The organism is Leisingera sp. ANG1 (assembly GCF_000203975.2).
In the GTDB taxonomy this organism is placed as follows: domain Bacteria; phylum Pseudomonadota; class Alphaproteobacteria; order Rhodobacterales; family Rhodobacteraceae; genus Leisingera.
In genome coordinates, this window is record NZ_AFCF02000015.1 from 13,799 (window position 1) to 27,151 (window position 13,353).

Annotated in this window: 13 protein-coding genes; 4 read left to right on the forward strand and 9 right to left on the reverse strand. The window is 65.1% G+C overall.

The window, feature by feature from the left end; translation table 11 throughout:
• Nucleotides 1–26: 26 nt before the first annotated feature.
• Both queG and GC1_RS20665 read left to right on the forward strand, forming a co-directional pair.
• On the forward strand, nt 27–1,070 hold the full coding sequence (gene queG, locus GC1_RS20660) for a tRNA epoxyqueuosine(34) reductase QueG (protein ID WP_019297525.1): 1,044 nt from the start codon (nt 27–29) through the stop codon (nt 1,068–1,070).
• A gap of 72 nt (nt 1,071–1,142) precedes the next feature.
• On the forward strand, nt 1,143–3,149 hold the full coding sequence (locus GC1_RS20665) for a hydantoinase/oxoprolinase N-terminal domain-containing protein (protein WP_019297526.1): 2,007 nt from the start codon (nt 1,143–1,145) through the stop codon (nt 3,147–3,149).
• 147 nt (nt 3,150–3,296) lie between these two features.
• On the opposite strand, the gene msrA is transcribed toward GC1_RS20665, so the two are convergent.
• The 8 genes from msrA to ade all read right to left on the reverse strand — a co-directional run bounded on the left by msrA (nt 3,297) and on the right by ade (nt 10,498).
• Complete coding sequence (msrA, locus tag GC1_RS20670) at nt 3,297–3,812, reverse strand: peptide-methionine (S)-S-oxide reductase MsrA (protein WP_019297527.1); 516 nt, start codon at nt 3,810–3,812, stop codon at nt 3,297–3,299.
• Entirely contained in the window at nt 3,809–4,258 is a 450-nt protein-coding gene (gene msrB, locus GC1_RS20675) for a peptide-methionine (R)-S-oxide reductase MsrB (protein ID WP_019297528.1), read from the reverse strand. The genes msrA and msrB overlap by 4 nt, the downstream gene beginning before the upstream one ends.
• A 101-nt stretch (nt 4,259–4,359) precedes the next feature.
• Complete coding sequence (locus GC1_RS20680) at nt 4,360–4,923, reverse strand: DUF4202 domain-containing protein (protein WP_019297529.1); 564 nt, start codon at nt 4,921–4,923, stop codon at nt 4,360–4,362.
• A gap of 112 nt (nt 4,924–5,035) precedes the next feature.
• The gene (locus GC1_RS20685; RefSeq protein ID WP_019297530.1) at nt 5,036–5,941 is read right to left on the reverse strand and encodes a DMT family transporter; all 906 of its coding nucleotides are present in this window, start codon (nt 5,939–5,941) and stop codon (nt 5,036–5,038) included.
• Nucleotides 5,942–6,016: 75 nt separating this feature from the next.
• Entirely contained in the window at nt 6,017–6,640 is a 624-nt protein-coding gene (locus tag GC1_RS20690; RefSeq protein ID WP_019297531.1) for a LysE family translocator, read from the reverse strand.
• 165 nt (nt 6,641–6,805) lie between these two features.
• Entirely contained in the window at nt 6,806–7,093 is a 288-nt protein-coding gene (locus GC1_RS20695) for an HU family DNA-binding protein (protein WP_019297532.1), read from the reverse strand.
• A gap of 139 nt (nt 7,094–7,232) precedes the next feature.
• Entirely contained in the window at nt 7,233–8,699 is a 1,467-nt protein-coding gene (locus tag GC1_RS20700) for an AMP nucleosidase (protein ID WP_019297533.1), read from the reverse strand.
• Entirely contained in the window at nt 8,696–10,498 is a 1,803-nt protein-coding gene (gene ade, locus GC1_RS20705) for an adenine deaminase (RefSeq protein WP_019297534.1), read from the reverse strand. The genes GC1_RS20700 and ade overlap by 4 nt, the downstream gene beginning before the upstream one ends.
• Nucleotides 10,499–10,663: 165 nt before the next feature.
• On the opposite strand from ade, the gene GC1_RS20710 reads away from it, so the two are divergent.
• Together GC1_RS20710 and GC1_RS20715 are read left to right on the forward strand one after the other, a co-directional pair.
• Entirely contained in the window at nt 10,664–11,086 is a 423-nt protein-coding gene (locus GC1_RS20710; protein WP_019297535.1) for a glyoxalase, read from the forward strand.
• A gap of 83 nt (nt 11,087–11,169) precedes the next feature.
• Nucleotides 11,170–12,360, forward strand: coding sequence for a hypothetical protein (locus tag GC1_RS20715; protein WP_019297536.1), 1,191 nt, complete (start codon nt 11,170–11,172; stop codon nt 12,358–12,360).
• Here GC1_RS20715 and GC1_RS20720 read toward each other — a convergent pair.
• Nucleotides 12,357–13,298, reverse strand: a complete 942-nt coding sequence (locus tag GC1_RS20720) for a GlxA family transcriptional regulator (RefSeq protein ID WP_019297537.1) — start codon at nt 13,296–13,298, stop codon at nt 12,357–12,359. The two genes, GC1_RS20715 and GC1_RS20720, sit on opposite strands and share 4 nt — an antisense overlap.
• Nucleotides 13,299–13,353 lie beyond the last annotated feature (55 nt).

The following is a 13,353-nucleotide window of genomic DNA, read 5'->3' on the forward strand; positions in this document are numbered from 1 at the left end:
CGCTCCCCCGGAGTATTTGGGCAAAGATGAAAGACGGAGCCGGCATCAAGGAAAAACTGGTCGCTCAGGCGCTGGCCGAGGGGTTTGTGTCCTGCCGCATCTGCCGGCCCTGGGACGTGCCGCAGGTGCCGGGGCGGCTGCAGGCGTTTCTGGACGCGGGCTATCACGGGCAGATGGGGTGGATGGCGGAGCGCAGCCATTGGCGCGGCGACCCGGCGCAGCTGTGGCCGGAGGCGCGCTCGGTGATCATGCTGGCCGAAAGCTACACGCCTGAGGAGGACCCGATGGCGGTGGTGGGGCAGGCGGACCGCGGCGCGGTCTCGGTTTATGCCCGGGGCAAAGACTATCACGATCTGGTCAAGAAACGGCTGAAGCGGCTGGCGCGCTGGCTGATTGCCGAGGCCGGGGCGGATTGCGAGGTGAAGGTTTTTGTCGATACCGCGCCGGTGCCGGAAAAGGCGCTGGGCATGGCGGCAGGGCTGGGCTGGCAGGGCAAGCACAGCAACCTGGTGAGCCGCGATTGGGGGAATTGGGCCTTTTTAGGGTCTGTTTTCACCACACTGGAGCTGCCGGCGGATGTGGCGGAGCCGGACCGCTGCGGGTCCTGCCGGGCCTGTCTGGACAGCTGCCCGACCGATGCTTTTCCGGCGCCCTATCAAGTCGATGCGCGGCGCTGCATTTCCTACCTGACTATTGAGCACAAAGGGCCGGTGGCGGAGGAGCTGCGCGGCAAGATGGGCAACCGGATCTATGGCTGCGATGACTGCCTGGCGGCTTGCCCCTGGAACAAATTTGCGGTGGCGGCCAGCGACATGCGCTATGCCGCGCGCGACGAGCTGAAGGCGCCGCGGCTGGCAGAGCTTGCGGTGCTGGATGACGCTGCGTTCCGGGAGAAGTTCTCCGGCTCGCCGATCAAGCGTATCGGGCGCGACCGCTTTGTACGCAATGTGCTCTATGCCATTGGCAATTCCGGCCTGGCGGAGCTGCGCGAAGTGGCGCAGCGGCTGGCGGAGGATCCGGACCCGGCGGTGGCGGATGCGGCGCGATGGGCGGTTCAACGGCTTTCGTGACGCAAACAGGATGGACGGGCCGCAAATAGGCGTTACACCCGGTCCGGCGAACAGAGTTTGAGAGGGCTGGGCATGGCGTTGCTGCTGGGAGTGGACACGGGCGGAACCTATACCGATGCGGTGCTGATCCGCGACGAGAAGGAGGTGATCGCCTCTGCCAAGTCGCTGACGACGCGCCAGGATTTGGCAATTGGTGTCGGCGGCGCGATCCGGGCGGTGCTGGAGCAATCCGGAGTACAGCCGCAGGAGGTCTCGCTGGCGGCGCTGTCCACCACCCTGGCCACCAATGCGCTGGTCGAGGGCCAGGGCGGCCGGGTGGCGCTGATCTATATCGGCTTTAAGGAGGATGATCTGGACCGGCACGGGCTGCGGGACGCGCTGAAGGGCGATCCGGCCTTGGTGATCGGCGGCGGTCATACCCATGCCGGCAGCGAGGCTGCGCCCCTGGACACAGAGGCGCTGGAGCTGTTCCTGCGCACCGAGGGCCAGGGGGTGACGGGTTTTGCCGTGGCCAGTGTCTTTGCCACCCGCAATCCGGCGCATGAGGTGGAAGCAGCGCGGATCATTCATGAGATGACCGGCGCGCCGGCCACCTGCTCGCACCAGCTGTCGGCCAAGCTGAACGGGCCCAAGCGGGCGGTGACGGCAGTGCTGAATGCGCGCCTCATCGGCATGATTGACCGGCTGATCGGGCGGGCGCAGGACACGCTGCGCGATCTGGGGATCGAGGCGCCGATGATGGTGGTGCGCGGCGACGGCGCGCTGATGAGCGGCGAGCAGGCGCGGGAGCGGCCGATTGAGACCATCCTGTCCGGCCCGGCGGCGTCGATTGTCGGTGCGCGCTGGATGACCGGGGCGGATCATGCGCTGGTGAGCGACATCGGCGGCACCACCACGGATGTGGCGCTGATCAAGGACGGCAAGCCCGCGATTGACCCCGCAGGCGCGCGGGTCGGGGCGTTCCGCACCATGGTGGAGGCGGTGGCGATGCGCACCACGGGCCTGGGCGGTGACAGCCAGGTGCATCTGAACACCAGCGGGCTGTCCGGCGGGCTGACCCTGGGGCCGCGGCGGGTGGTGCCGGTTTCGCTGATTGCCACCGACGCGCCGGAGGTGGTGCATGCGGCGCTGGACGAGCAGCTGCGCAATTCCACCGTGGGCGAATTTGACGGGCGCTTTGTGCGGGCGGTGCCGGGGGTGCCGGTGGCGGGCCTGAGCGAGCGGGAGGCCGGGCTGCTGGCGCGGATCGGGATGCAGGTGCATCCCTTGGGGCAGATCCTGCGCACCCGGATGGAGCATGGCTCCTTGGGCCGGCTGGTGGACCGCGGGCTGGTGCAGGTTTCCGGCGTGACGCCCTCGGATGCCAGCCATGTGCTGGGCCGGGTGGAGGCCTGGGACCGCGAGGCGGCAGAGAAGGCGCTGACACTGTTTGCCCGCCGCCGGGTGGGCAGCGGCGACATGGTCGCGAAAGACGCGGAGGCACTGGCGCAGATGATCATTGATCAGCTGACCGAACAGACCGCTTTGACCTTGCTGGAGTCTGCTTTTGCGGAAGAAGCCGAGGATTTTGGCCTGCCAGAGGATCAATTGGCGCGGCATGTGCTGATGCAACGCGGGCTGGCAAAGCACCGCGGGCTGCTGGCGCTGGATGCGTCGCTGAATGTCGATGTGGTGGGGCTGGGGGCCTCTGCCCCCAGCTATTACCCGGCGGTGGGGGAGCGGCTGCATTGCAACATGATCCTGCCGGAACATGCGGGCGTGGCCAACGCCATCGGTGCTGTGGTGGGGCGGGTGACCATGCGGCGCAGCGGCACCGTGACCTCGCCCTCCGAGGGCAAATACCGGGTGCATCTGGAGAGTGGGCCGGTGGACTACCAGGCCTCAGACGAGGCGCTGGCTGCGCTGGAGGCAGCGCTGGCGGGTGAGGCTCGCGGTGCAGCAGAGGAAGCGGGCGCCGAGGACATTCATATGCATGTGGAGCGGGATATCCGCACCGCGCAGGTGGAGTCGCGGGAAGTGTTTGTTGAAGGCACGCTGACGGTGGAAGCCAGCGGGCGGCCGCGGGTGGCGCACGATTGAACCTGTTTCCAGGTAGCGGGTTTTCGTGGAAAACCCGCGGCCTCCGGTGGGGGTATTTCTGACCAGAAAGAAGCGCGGGGATTGGATTGCTCTGGAAGCGTAAAGCCCCGCCGGAGGGCGGGGCTGAAGGAAGGGCCTTGTTAGAGCCTATTCTGCGGCGGCGTTCCGTTTCGGCAGCACCCAATCGGGGCGGGCGAAATGGCAGGTGTAGCCATTGGGCAGGCGCTGCAGATAGTCCTGATGCTCAGGCTCAGCCTCCCAGAAGTCGCCAACCGGCGCCAGTTCGGTGACCACTTTGCCGGGCCAGAGGCCGGAGGCGTTCACATCTGCGATGGTGTCTTCGGCCACGGCCTTTTGCGTCTCGTCCGTGTAGTAGATCGCGGAACGGTAGCTCATCCCCAGGTCATTGCCCTGGCGGTTGACCGTGGTCGGGTCGTGGATCTGGAAGAAGAACTCCAGCTGTTCCCGGAAGGAGGTGACGGTGGGATCAAAGATGATCTCGATTCCCTCGGCATGGGTGCCGTGGTTCTTGTAGGTGGCATTGGGCACGTCGCCGCCGGTATAGCCGACACGGGTGCTGATGACGCCGGGGCGTTTGCGGATCAGTTCCTGCATGCCCCAGAAACAGCCGCCTGCCAGGACGGCGCGTTCGGTGGTGCTCATTTCACGACCTCCACTTGGTTGATATAGGCGCCATAGCCCTCGGCCTCCATGTCGTCCAGATGGACAAACCGCAGGGAGGCGGAGTTGATGCAGTAGCGCAGGCCGCCGCGGTCCATCGGCCCGTCCGGGAACACATGGCCCAGGTGGCTGTCGCCATGGGTGGAGCGGACCTCGGTTCGGATCATGCCGAGGGTCCGGTCTTCCAGTTCCTGGATATGCGCGGATTCGATCGGCTTGGTGAAACTGGGCCAGCCGCAGCCGGATTCGTATTTGTCGGAGGAGGCAAACAGCGGTTCGCCCGACACGATGTCGACATAGATGCCCGGCTCCTTGTTATAGAGCAGCTTGCCGGTGCCGGGGCGTTCGGTGCCTGCGTTCTGGGTCACATAGAACTCTTCCTCCGACAGTGCTGCAACGGCGTCCGGGTTTTTGAAGTATTTGGTCATGGTGTCCTCCCGCCTGTTCGCGTTGCAGCAGAACATGGGGTCTGTAGCCGCAAATGCAAAGCCCTGTTACAGGCGGCTCGCAAAGCCGTGTGCGGGGCGGCTCAGGCGGCGAAGGCGCCGGCCAGCTCTGCGGGCAGGGTGAACTCACCCAGCACACGGGCGCGGGCTTCTGCCGACATCTTGCGGGCGGTCTTTTCGACGATGCGCTGCACCTTGTCTGCCGGGTGTTTGGCGGCGAAGGGTTCAAAGTACCATTTCAGGAAGACAAAGCAGATGATGTCCTCCAGCGCCTGCACCTGATCATCGCGCTTGATGCCCTCCTTGCGCAGCATCTTTGCGGCGGCGTCCACGTCTTCTGCGCCGTAGCCTGCGTCCTGCATCAGCGCGGTGACCACTTCGGCGTGGTGCTCTGCCTCGGCCTTGCGCCAGGCGAGGTAGCCGGCGCGGCCTTCGGGGAAGGCGCTGCGCTCCAGCTTCCAGCGCTCCACATGCTGGCCGCGGGCGGCAATTTGCAGCGGCTCGGCTGCGTCCGGGAACAGGCGTTGCTGCTCCGCGCTCATCCGCTGTCCATAGAGCAGCGCGGCGGGCTGGCCGTCTTCCAGGGTCGGATCCTTGGCATTGGCGGCGTCGATTGCGTCCAGCACCTGGGATAGTTGCGTGCTCATGCCGCGTCCTCCTGCTTATGTCTTTGGGGATCAGGTTACGGCGGAAACGCAAGGACTTGCAACGGGGCCGCGCCGCGGCAGCGGCGCCGGGCCCAAGGGGCAGGGGCGGGTGTCAGCCCGGCTTTGCCGCGCGGGAGGGCCCTGTTTGCGGCTGTGCAGGCTGGCGGGAGAGCTGGACCGCCAGGATGCCGCCGGTGACGATGGCAACGCCCAGCACGTCGAGCGGCCCCAGTTTCTCGCCCAGCAGCACGCTGGCGACGGCGACGCCGAATACCGGGTTCAGGAAGTGGAAGGTGGCGGCGCGCACCGCGCCGATGCGGTTCAGCAGCAGCACCCAGATGAAGGTCGCCATCAGTCCCGGCACGATGGTGGTGTAGGTAAAGGCCGCCGCCAGCCGCCAGGTGGGGTTGACGAATATTTCCTCGCTCAGCGGTGCGGCGACAAACAGGATGGCAGAGCCGATCAGCATCTGCAGCCCCACCACCATCATGAAGTTGCCGCCGGAGGTGGCGCCGCGCAGGGCGAGGGTTGCGGTGGTGAGGGCCAGCACGCCAATCACGCAGAGGAAGACGCCCGTCAGGTCCACGCCGGCGCTGAGGCGGGTGCCCATGATCAGGGCAACGCCCAAGATGCCCGCGAGCAATCCGGCGTAGCCGAGGGGCCGCAGCCGCTCTCCGAACAGCATCCAGCCGGCCAGTGCCACCAGCAGCGGCATGGTGGAGGCGATGATGGCGGCCAGGGAGGCCTCGATCCATTGCATGGCGACAAAGTTGAGGCCGAGGTAGAGCGCGTTCTGGCAGACACCGAAGATCACCGTCGCGCGCCACTGGCCCGGAGTCAGCCGCCAGGTCTGGCCCATGGCGCGGGCAATGGCGACGCCGATCAGGCCGGAGATCAGGAACCGCACAGCGAGGGAAAACAGCGGCGAGGCATCCTGCACGATGATCCGCGCCGAGGTGAAGGCCGAGGACCACATCAGGGCAAAGGCAAGCCCCATGGCTATTGCGCGTGCGTCCATTGTCCCAACCCTTTCTGCTGCGGCGGACTGTCGGGGAAGCGGGCGGCGGGATCAAGCCCCGTTATTCAAGCCCTGTCAGCTGAGCCGGGCTGCGAAGATCTGCCAGCTGGCGGCACCAAAGGCGGCGGCGAACAGGGCCTCGAACACGCGACGCAGGCGGATGTAGATGCGGCTGGCGGCGGCGCTGGAAAACAGGATCGCGTAGCCGTGGAAGATCAGCGTGCTTTGCACTGCGATGGCGGCAATTACCACCAGCAGCGCCGAGGGCTCGGTGCCGGGCGGAATGCCAATGGCGTAGAGCGAGCCGAAGAACAGGATCGCCTTCGGATTAGTCAGATGCAGCGCCAGCCCCTTGGCGTAAGCTGCGCGCAGCGAGGGCGCTGCCGAGGGGCGCAGTTCCGGGGCGCCGGAACGCAGGGCAGAACGCGCCGAGCGGATCGCCAGATACATCAGGTAGGCGGCGCCGAAGTAGCGGACCACTTCGAACATCCAGGCATTGGCCAGCATCACCGCACCCAGGCCAAATGCGGCAGAGACCGACCAGATCAGTGAGCCGCTGCTGACGCCGGCCGCCAGTGCCAGCCCGGCGGCGCGGCCGCGCTGCATGGCAGTGCCGGCGATGGTCAGGGTGGCCGGGCCGGGGCTGACGCCGGCCAGCAAAGCGGCACCCAGGATCAGCAGCAGATTGACGTTCTCCATGGTGCGGCCCCCTCTTGTGCGTTGATCTCAGCCTGCGCCTCTGGACCCGGCATTGCAATCAGCAACGCTGCGGCGGCGGGCGAACTGTTGGCCGTATGTGCGGGGGCAAAAGAAAAGGGCCGCCCGCAGCGGGCAGCCCTCAAACCGTCCGGATCAGGTCCGGTATCAGCCGTTCACGCTGTCTTTCAGCGCTTTGGCGATGGTCATTTTCACCACCTTGTCGGCTTCCTTGGTGAACTTCTCACCGGTGGCCGGGTTGCGCACTTCGCGCTCGGGACGCTCGCGGCAGTAGATCTTGCCGACGCCCGGCAGGGTCACGGCACCGCCGCCCGACACTTCGCGGGTGATCAGCGAGCAGACCGCTTCCAGTGCGGAACCTGCGACTTTCTTGTCGCTGCCCATTTCCTCTGCCAGAGCGGCAACAAGCTGGGTTTTGGTCATCGGTTTGGACATTCTTCGTCTCCTTAAACTGCCCGAACTGTGGGGCCTCATCGCGTGACATTATCGTTATGTTGTATGATAACACAACTTCTTGTGTGCTCCGCACAGTCCAAAATGGGCATTTTTTCTAGGAAAACTGCAAAAAACCGCCTTAGAGGAAGGCTGTTTCGTCGAACGAGCGCAATTTCCGGCTGTGCAGGCGCTCCAGAGGCATGCCGCGCAGGCGTTCCATAGCTCTTATGCCGATTTGCAGATGGCGCGCAACCTGGGTCCGGTAAAAGTCCGACGCCATGCCCGGGAGCTTCAGCTCACCGTGCAGCGGCTTGTCCGAAACACAGAGCAGCGTGCCGTAGGGCACCCGGAAGCGGTAGCCGTTGGCGGCGATGGTGGCGCTTTCCATGTCCAGCGCCACCGCGCGGGACTGGCTGAGGCGCTGCACCGGGCCGGACTGGTCGCGCAGCTCCCAGTTGCGGTTGTCGATGGTGGCGACGGTGCCGGTGCGCATGATCCGCTTGAGGTCGAAGCCTTCGTATTCGGTGATCTCGGCCACCGCCTCCTCCAGCGCGACTTGGATTTCCGCAAGCGCCGGGATCGGGGTCCAGATTGGCAGGTCGTCGTCCAGCACGTGATCTTCGCGCAGGTAGCCATGCGCCAGCACGAAGTCCCCCAGCGCCTGTGTGTTCCTGAGGCCGGCGCAATGGCCGACCATCAGCCAGGCATGCGGGCGCAGCACCGCGATGTGGTCGGTTGCGGTCTTGGCATTGGAGGGGCCGACGCCGATGTTGACCAGGGTGACGCCGTTCCCGTCCTCGCGCTTCAGATGGTAGGTGGGCATTTGCGGCAGCTTGCCGGCCTCGGGGATCACCGCGTCAGGACCGGTTATCTCGTGATCGCCGGTGCTGACAAAACTGGTATAGCCGCTGTCCGGATCCGCCAGCTGGGCGCGGGCATAGGCTTCGAACTCTGCCACGTAGAACTGGTAGTTGGTGAACAGGACGTGGTTCTGGAAATGCTCCGGGCTGGTGGCTGTGTAATGGCTGAGCCGCGCCAGCGAGTAGTCGATGCGCTGGGCAGTAAATAGCGCCAGCGGGCCGGTGCCGTTGGGCGGCTGGTAGGTGCCGTTGACGATGTCGTCATTTGTGGTCGACAGATCCGGCACGTCAAACACATCGCGCAGGGTGAAGCCCGCCGCACCCTCTTGCGGCACCGTCAGGTCCGGGCGCGAGGCCACTGCGAAATGCACCGGGATCGGGGTGTCCGAGACGCTGATGGTGACCGGCTGGCCGTGGTTGCGGATCAGCAGGGTGATTTGCTGGATCAGGTAATTGCGGAACAGGTCCGGCCGGGTCACCGTGGTGGCATAGGTGCCGGGTGCGGAGACGTGGCCAAAGCTGAGGCGGCTGTCCACCTGTGCGAAGGTCAGGGTGGAGAACCGGATCTCCGGGTAGTAGGCGCGGATGCGCTGGTTGTCCGGCGCGCCGTCCGCCATTGCGCGGATGAACTCATCGCAGAGGAACCCGGTGGCCTGATTATAAAGCAGCTCCAGCCGGTCCACGGCCTCGGTTGCGTCGTTGAAGCTTTCGTCCGGCGGATGGCCGGGGTGTTTTGTTGTTATCATTGGGCAGGCTCGATTACCGGGATTTTCTGGAATGTGCGCACGTCGACCAGGCCCAGGTCGGAGATCCTCAGTTCCGGGATCACCACCAGCGCCAGAAGCGAGTGCTGCATATATGCGTTGTTAAGGGCGCAGCCGCAGGCCTGCATCGCCTCCACCATCACCTGTGCCTTGGCGGCGACCTCGGTGGCGGGGCTGTCGGACATCAGGCCAGCGATCGGCAGTTCGATCAGCGCCAGTTCCTGCCCGTCCCTGTAAATGGTGATGCCGCCGCCCACCTGCGCCAGCCGGTTGGCCGCCAGCGCCATCTGCTCACGGTCGGTGCCAACCACGATCATATGGTGGCTGTCATGCGCCACGGTTGAGGCCATCGCCATTTTACCGCTGTAGCCGAAGCCGGAGACAAACGCGTTGGTGACGCCGCCGGTGGCGCGGTGGCGTTCCACCAGCGCGATCTGGCAGACATCGCCGCTGCCCTCGACCAGCCCGTCGACCACTGGCAGCTCCGCCCGCAGCGCCTTGGTCGGGGCCTGGTTTTCGACCACGCCGATCACATTGGCAGTGACCGCATTGGCGCCCTCCGGCGCGGCCAGTTCGAAGTCCTTCGCGGTCAGCTCATGGCCCAGGTGTACGGTGCCGCGGGCGCTGGCGGGCCAGTCGTAGTGCGGGCAGTCGACCTTGATAGAGCCTGATTCCGCCACGATCTGCCCGCGGGCGATGACCACCTCGATCGGCAGTTCGCTCAAGTCCGAGGTCAGGATCACATCGGCGCGGCGGCCCGGGGTGATGGAGCCGATCTCCCGCTCCAGCCCGAAGTGGGTGGCGGTGTTGATGGTCGCCATCTGCAGCGCAATCACCGGGTCGCAGCCGCAGGCAATGGCGTGGCGCACCACCCGGTTCATGTGGCCGTCGTTGACCAGCGTGCCGGAGTGGCAGTCATCGGTGCAGAGAATGAAGTTGCGCGGGTCCAGGCCCTTCTCGGTGACGGCGGTGATCTGGCTCTCGACGTCATACCAGGCAGAGCCGAGCCGCATCATCGACCGCATACCCTGGCGCACTCGCGCGATGGCGTCAGCCTCGCAGGTGCCCTCGTGGTCATCGGCTGGGCCGCCGGCCACATAGGCCGCGAAGTCCGGGCCAAGGTCGGGGGAGGCGTAATGGCCGCCCACGGTTTTTCCTGCGCGCTGGGTTGCGGCGATTTCGGCCAGCATCTTGGGGTCGGCGTTGGCGACGCCGGGGAAGTTCATCATCTCCCCCAGCCCGATGATGCCGGGCCAGTTCATCGCCTCAGCCACGTCCTCGGCAAAGATTTCATAACCGGTGGTTTCCAGCCCCGGCGCCGAGGGCGCGCAACTGGGCATCTGGGTGAAGATATTGACCGGCTGCATCAGCGCCTCGTCATGCATATAGCGCACCCCGTCCAGACCCAGCACATTGGCAATCTCATGCGGGTCGGTGAACATCGAGGTGGTGCCATGCGGGATCACCGCGCGGGCAAATTCCGCGGGGGTGAGCATGCCGCTCTCGATATGCATATGGGCATCGCACAGGCCGGGGATCATGTAACGCCCGTTGGCCTCGATGATCTGGGTGTCTGGCCCGGTGCAATAGGAGGCATCCGGCCCGACATAGGCGATACGCCCGGCCTTGATCGCAATATCATGGCCCGGCAGCTGTTCGCGGGTGTGGACATTGACCCAGATGCCCTGGCGGATCACCGTATCGGCGGGTGCGCGGCCTGCGGCTACTTCGATCAATTGCGGGGCGGTGTCGGGCCAGCTCGGAAAAATGTTTTCTGACATAATCCAATTGTTCCGATTGCGGGCGGGAAGGCAAGCGGATTGCTGGCTTTGCCATCAAAGCTTCATGCGGATGGTGGAAAGGCGCCGAAGGCTGGCGCATTTGGCGTTGCCGCAGCGCGGGTTTCAACGGCAGGGTGTAAGTGTTTCTTATGCGGAGGAATTGGCATGGACTACCAGACTGTGGACGCAGACAGCTTTGGCCGTTCCCTGCGCGGGATCGGGATTAACCTGCTGGTGCGGGATGTTCCGGCAGAGATTGCCTTTTTAGAGACTGTTTTTGCCATGAAAGGCCATCAGGTGAGCAAGGATTTTGCCATCGTCACCTATGGCGGACAGGTGTTTCAGCTGCACAGCGACGGCACCTATGCGGAAAATCCGCTGCTGGGGCTGCTGCCGGAAAACCCGCCGCGCGGGGCCGGGATTGAGATCCGGCTTTATGACACTGACCCGGATGCGGCTGCGGCGCGGGCGGAAGCCGCTGGCTTCACAATTCTGCAGGCGCCTGCGGACAAGCCGCATGGCCTGCGCGAGGCCTATATCTTGTGTGAAAACGGCTATGCCTGGGTGCCAAGCAGGCCCAAGGGGTAAGGGCTGGGAATTCCTCCCCTTTTACCCGGGCGACGACCGGTCCATGCTGGGCGGAACCTTTTGGATGCCGCGAGGGACCGCTGATGCACGCCATTGCCGATACAACTGCCCTGGTCGAGGAGGGGGTGCTGACCGCGGATCAGGCCCGCACCATCGAGGCGCGCTCGCGCGAGGTTATGGTATCGCTGGCGGTCAACGCGATCCTGTGTTTCGGAATCATCGCCGCCACCGCCGGCTTCATCTTCTGGCTGGCGGATCCGCTTGCGGTAGCTGTGACGGGCATCCTGATGCTGGGCGGCGGGCTGGCGGTTCTGGCACGCGGCAGCGAGACGCTGCGGATGTTCGGCAATTCCGCCACTTTGATTGGCGCGGGGATGCTGATGGGCGGTGCCGGAATTGAGCTGGTGGACAAATACGAGGACATCGCCGGCTGGGTGATGCTGCCCGCCGGTGCGCTGGTGGCGCTGATCTGCACCTGGCGCTGGCGTCACGGGGCTTGGTCTGCGGGTTTTGTGCTGGGGGCGATCCTGCTGATGGGGCTGGCGATGCATCTGGCGGGGATCGAACTGCTGCTGCAACAATACGGCATCGGCTCACCGTTGCGGAACCTGGCGCTGCTTTATTATGCGGCGGCGCTGGCGCTGGCCGGCTGGCAAGTGGACGTGCGTTTTGTCACCGCGCTGGCAATTGCGCCCTTTGCCCAGATGCTGGAGACCGGCACCAGCTATTTCCATGCGGCCTATGTGTTCTATTCGCCGGAATCGACGCTGACGATCCTGCAGATGGTGCTGCTGATCGTGCTCTGTGTCTGGGGTGCGGCCCGGCTGGCGGAGCGCGATGCCCGGCACTTGCGCATCCTGGCGATATTGGGGTTTGCGGTCGCGAACCTTTGTGCGCTGGTCGGCTCCTTGTGGGGGGACGTGGTGGGCGAAACCGTTTGGGGGCCAGGCCGCTACAGCGACGGTTACGAGGATTGGGAAGCCTACTCTGCCGCCCGCGATGCCTTCCGCGACAGCGCACTGTTCATTTCCGAAAACGTCTATTCCGTGCTCTGGGCAGCGGTGCTGGCGGCGGTGATCTTCTGGGCGGCGCAGCGGCACCAGCGCGGATTGTTCAACGCGGCGCTGACCTTTGCCGCGATCCATGCCTACACGCAGATGTTTGAATCCTTCGCCGATGAGCCGCTGGCCTATGTGATTGGTGGTCTGGCGGCGATCCCGCTGGCCTGGGGATTGTGGCGGCTGAATCAGTGGATGGCGGCAAAGCAGGTCTAACCGGTACTGCGCAAGCTGCGCGGAGTGGTTCCGAACTCCGCCTTGAAGGCCCGGGTCAGCGCGCTCGGGTCGTCGTAGCCGCAGCGCAGGGCAATCTCTGAAACGCTCAGAACAGTTTCTAACACGAGCTTTCTGGCCTGTATCAGACGCAGCCGCCGGTAGACCGCCTGCGGCGTTGCCCCCAGTTCACCCTTCATCCGCGCCTCCAGATCCTTCTGGCTGCGGCCCGCCTTTCGGGCCACGGCAGCGATGGGCAAGGGCGTTTCCAGATTAGCCTGCATCACCGCAACCGCGCGGGCAACCGATTTGCCGCGCACCAGGATCGGGTCCTGGGTCTCCGTCGCCTCAGGCGCCATGAACAGCGTGGCAACTTCCAGCCGCAATGCAGCGCCATGCTGGTCGCCGATCAGCTCCATCATGGTGTCAAAGGCCGCCAGCGCGCCGGTGCAGGTGATGCGGTCGCCGTCCCGGACCTGCCGCGCTCTTTCGGCCTCAACCTCCGGGAAAGCCTCGGTGAAGCGGCCCAGCTCTTCCCAGTGGATGGTGGCCCGGCGCCCGTCCAGCAGCCCGGCCTGCGCCAGCAGCCAGGCGCCGGTGTCAAACCCTGCCAGCACTTTGTAGCGGCGGGCAGCGGATTTCAGCGCCCGGGCGGTCGCCGCATTGGCGTGGCGCAGGAAGTCATAAGACGGCATCGCAATCAGCAGATCACCGCTGCAATCACCCAGTTTTCCATGCGCCCGCACCTCCATGCCTGAGGACGAAACCGCCGGCGCGCCGTCCAGCGTCAGGAACCGCCAGGCATAGACTTGCCGCCCGGCAAACGTATTGGCGGCACGCAGCGGCTCCACCGTGTTGGCCAGGCAATGGGCCGAAAAGGCATCAAACAGCAGCACATCCAATTGCTGCGCCGCAGCGGCATCTTTTGTCCAACTTCGCATGATTATTTCTAACCTTGCATGATGAACGCGTGCAAGCGGCGTAATCTGATCCGCA

Bases quoted from the DNA above. Each gene is read 5' to 3' on its own strand.
- queG (WP_019297525.1), top strand. From the start codon at position 27: ATGAAAGACGGAGCCGGCATCAAGGAAAAACTGGTCGCTCAGGCGCTG.
- GC1_RS20665 (WP_019297526.1), top strand. From the start codon at position 1,143: ATGGCGTTGCTGCTGGGAGTGGACACGGGCGGAACCTATACCGATGCG.
- msrA (WP_019297527.1), bottom strand. From the start codon at position 3,812: ATGAGCACCACCGAACGCGCCGTCCTGGCAGGCGGCTGTTTCTGGGGC.
- msrB (WP_019297528.1), bottom strand. From the start codon at position 4,258: ATGACCAAATACTTCAAAAACCCGGACGCCGTTGCAGCACTGTCGGAG.
- GC1_RS20680 (WP_019297529.1), bottom strand. From the start codon at position 4,923: ATGAGCACGCAACTATCCCAGGTGCTGGACGCAATCGACGCCGCCAAT.
- GC1_RS20685 (WP_019297530.1), bottom strand. From the start codon at position 5,941: ATGGACGCACGCGCAATAGCCATGGGGCTTGCCTTTGCCCTGATGTGG.
- GC1_RS20690 (WP_019297531.1), bottom strand. From the start codon at position 6,640: ATGGAGAACGTCAATCTGCTGCTGATCCTGGGTGCCGCTTTGCTGGCC.
- GC1_RS20695 (WP_019297532.1), bottom strand. From the start codon at position 7,093: ATGTCCAAACCGATGACCAAAACCCAGCTTGTTGCCGCTCTGGCAGAG.
- GC1_RS20700 (WP_019297533.1), bottom strand. From the start codon at position 8,699: ATGATAACAACAAAACACCCCGGCCATCCGCCGGACGAAAGCTTCAAC.
- ade (WP_019297534.1), bottom strand. From the start codon at position 10,498: ATGTCAGAAAACATTTTTCCGAGCTGGCCCGACACCGCCCCGCAATTG.
- GC1_RS20710 (WP_019297535.1), top strand. From the start codon at position 10,664: ATGGACTACCAGACTGTGGACGCAGACAGCTTTGGCCGTTCCCTGCGC.
- GC1_RS20715 (WP_019297536.1), top strand. From the start codon at position 11,170: ATGCACGCCATTGCCGATACAACTGCCCTGGTCGAGGAGGGGGTGCTG.
- GC1_RS20720 (WP_019297537.1), bottom strand. From the start codon at position 13,298: ATGCGAAGTTGGACAAAAGATGCCGCTGCGGCGCAGCAATTGGATGTG.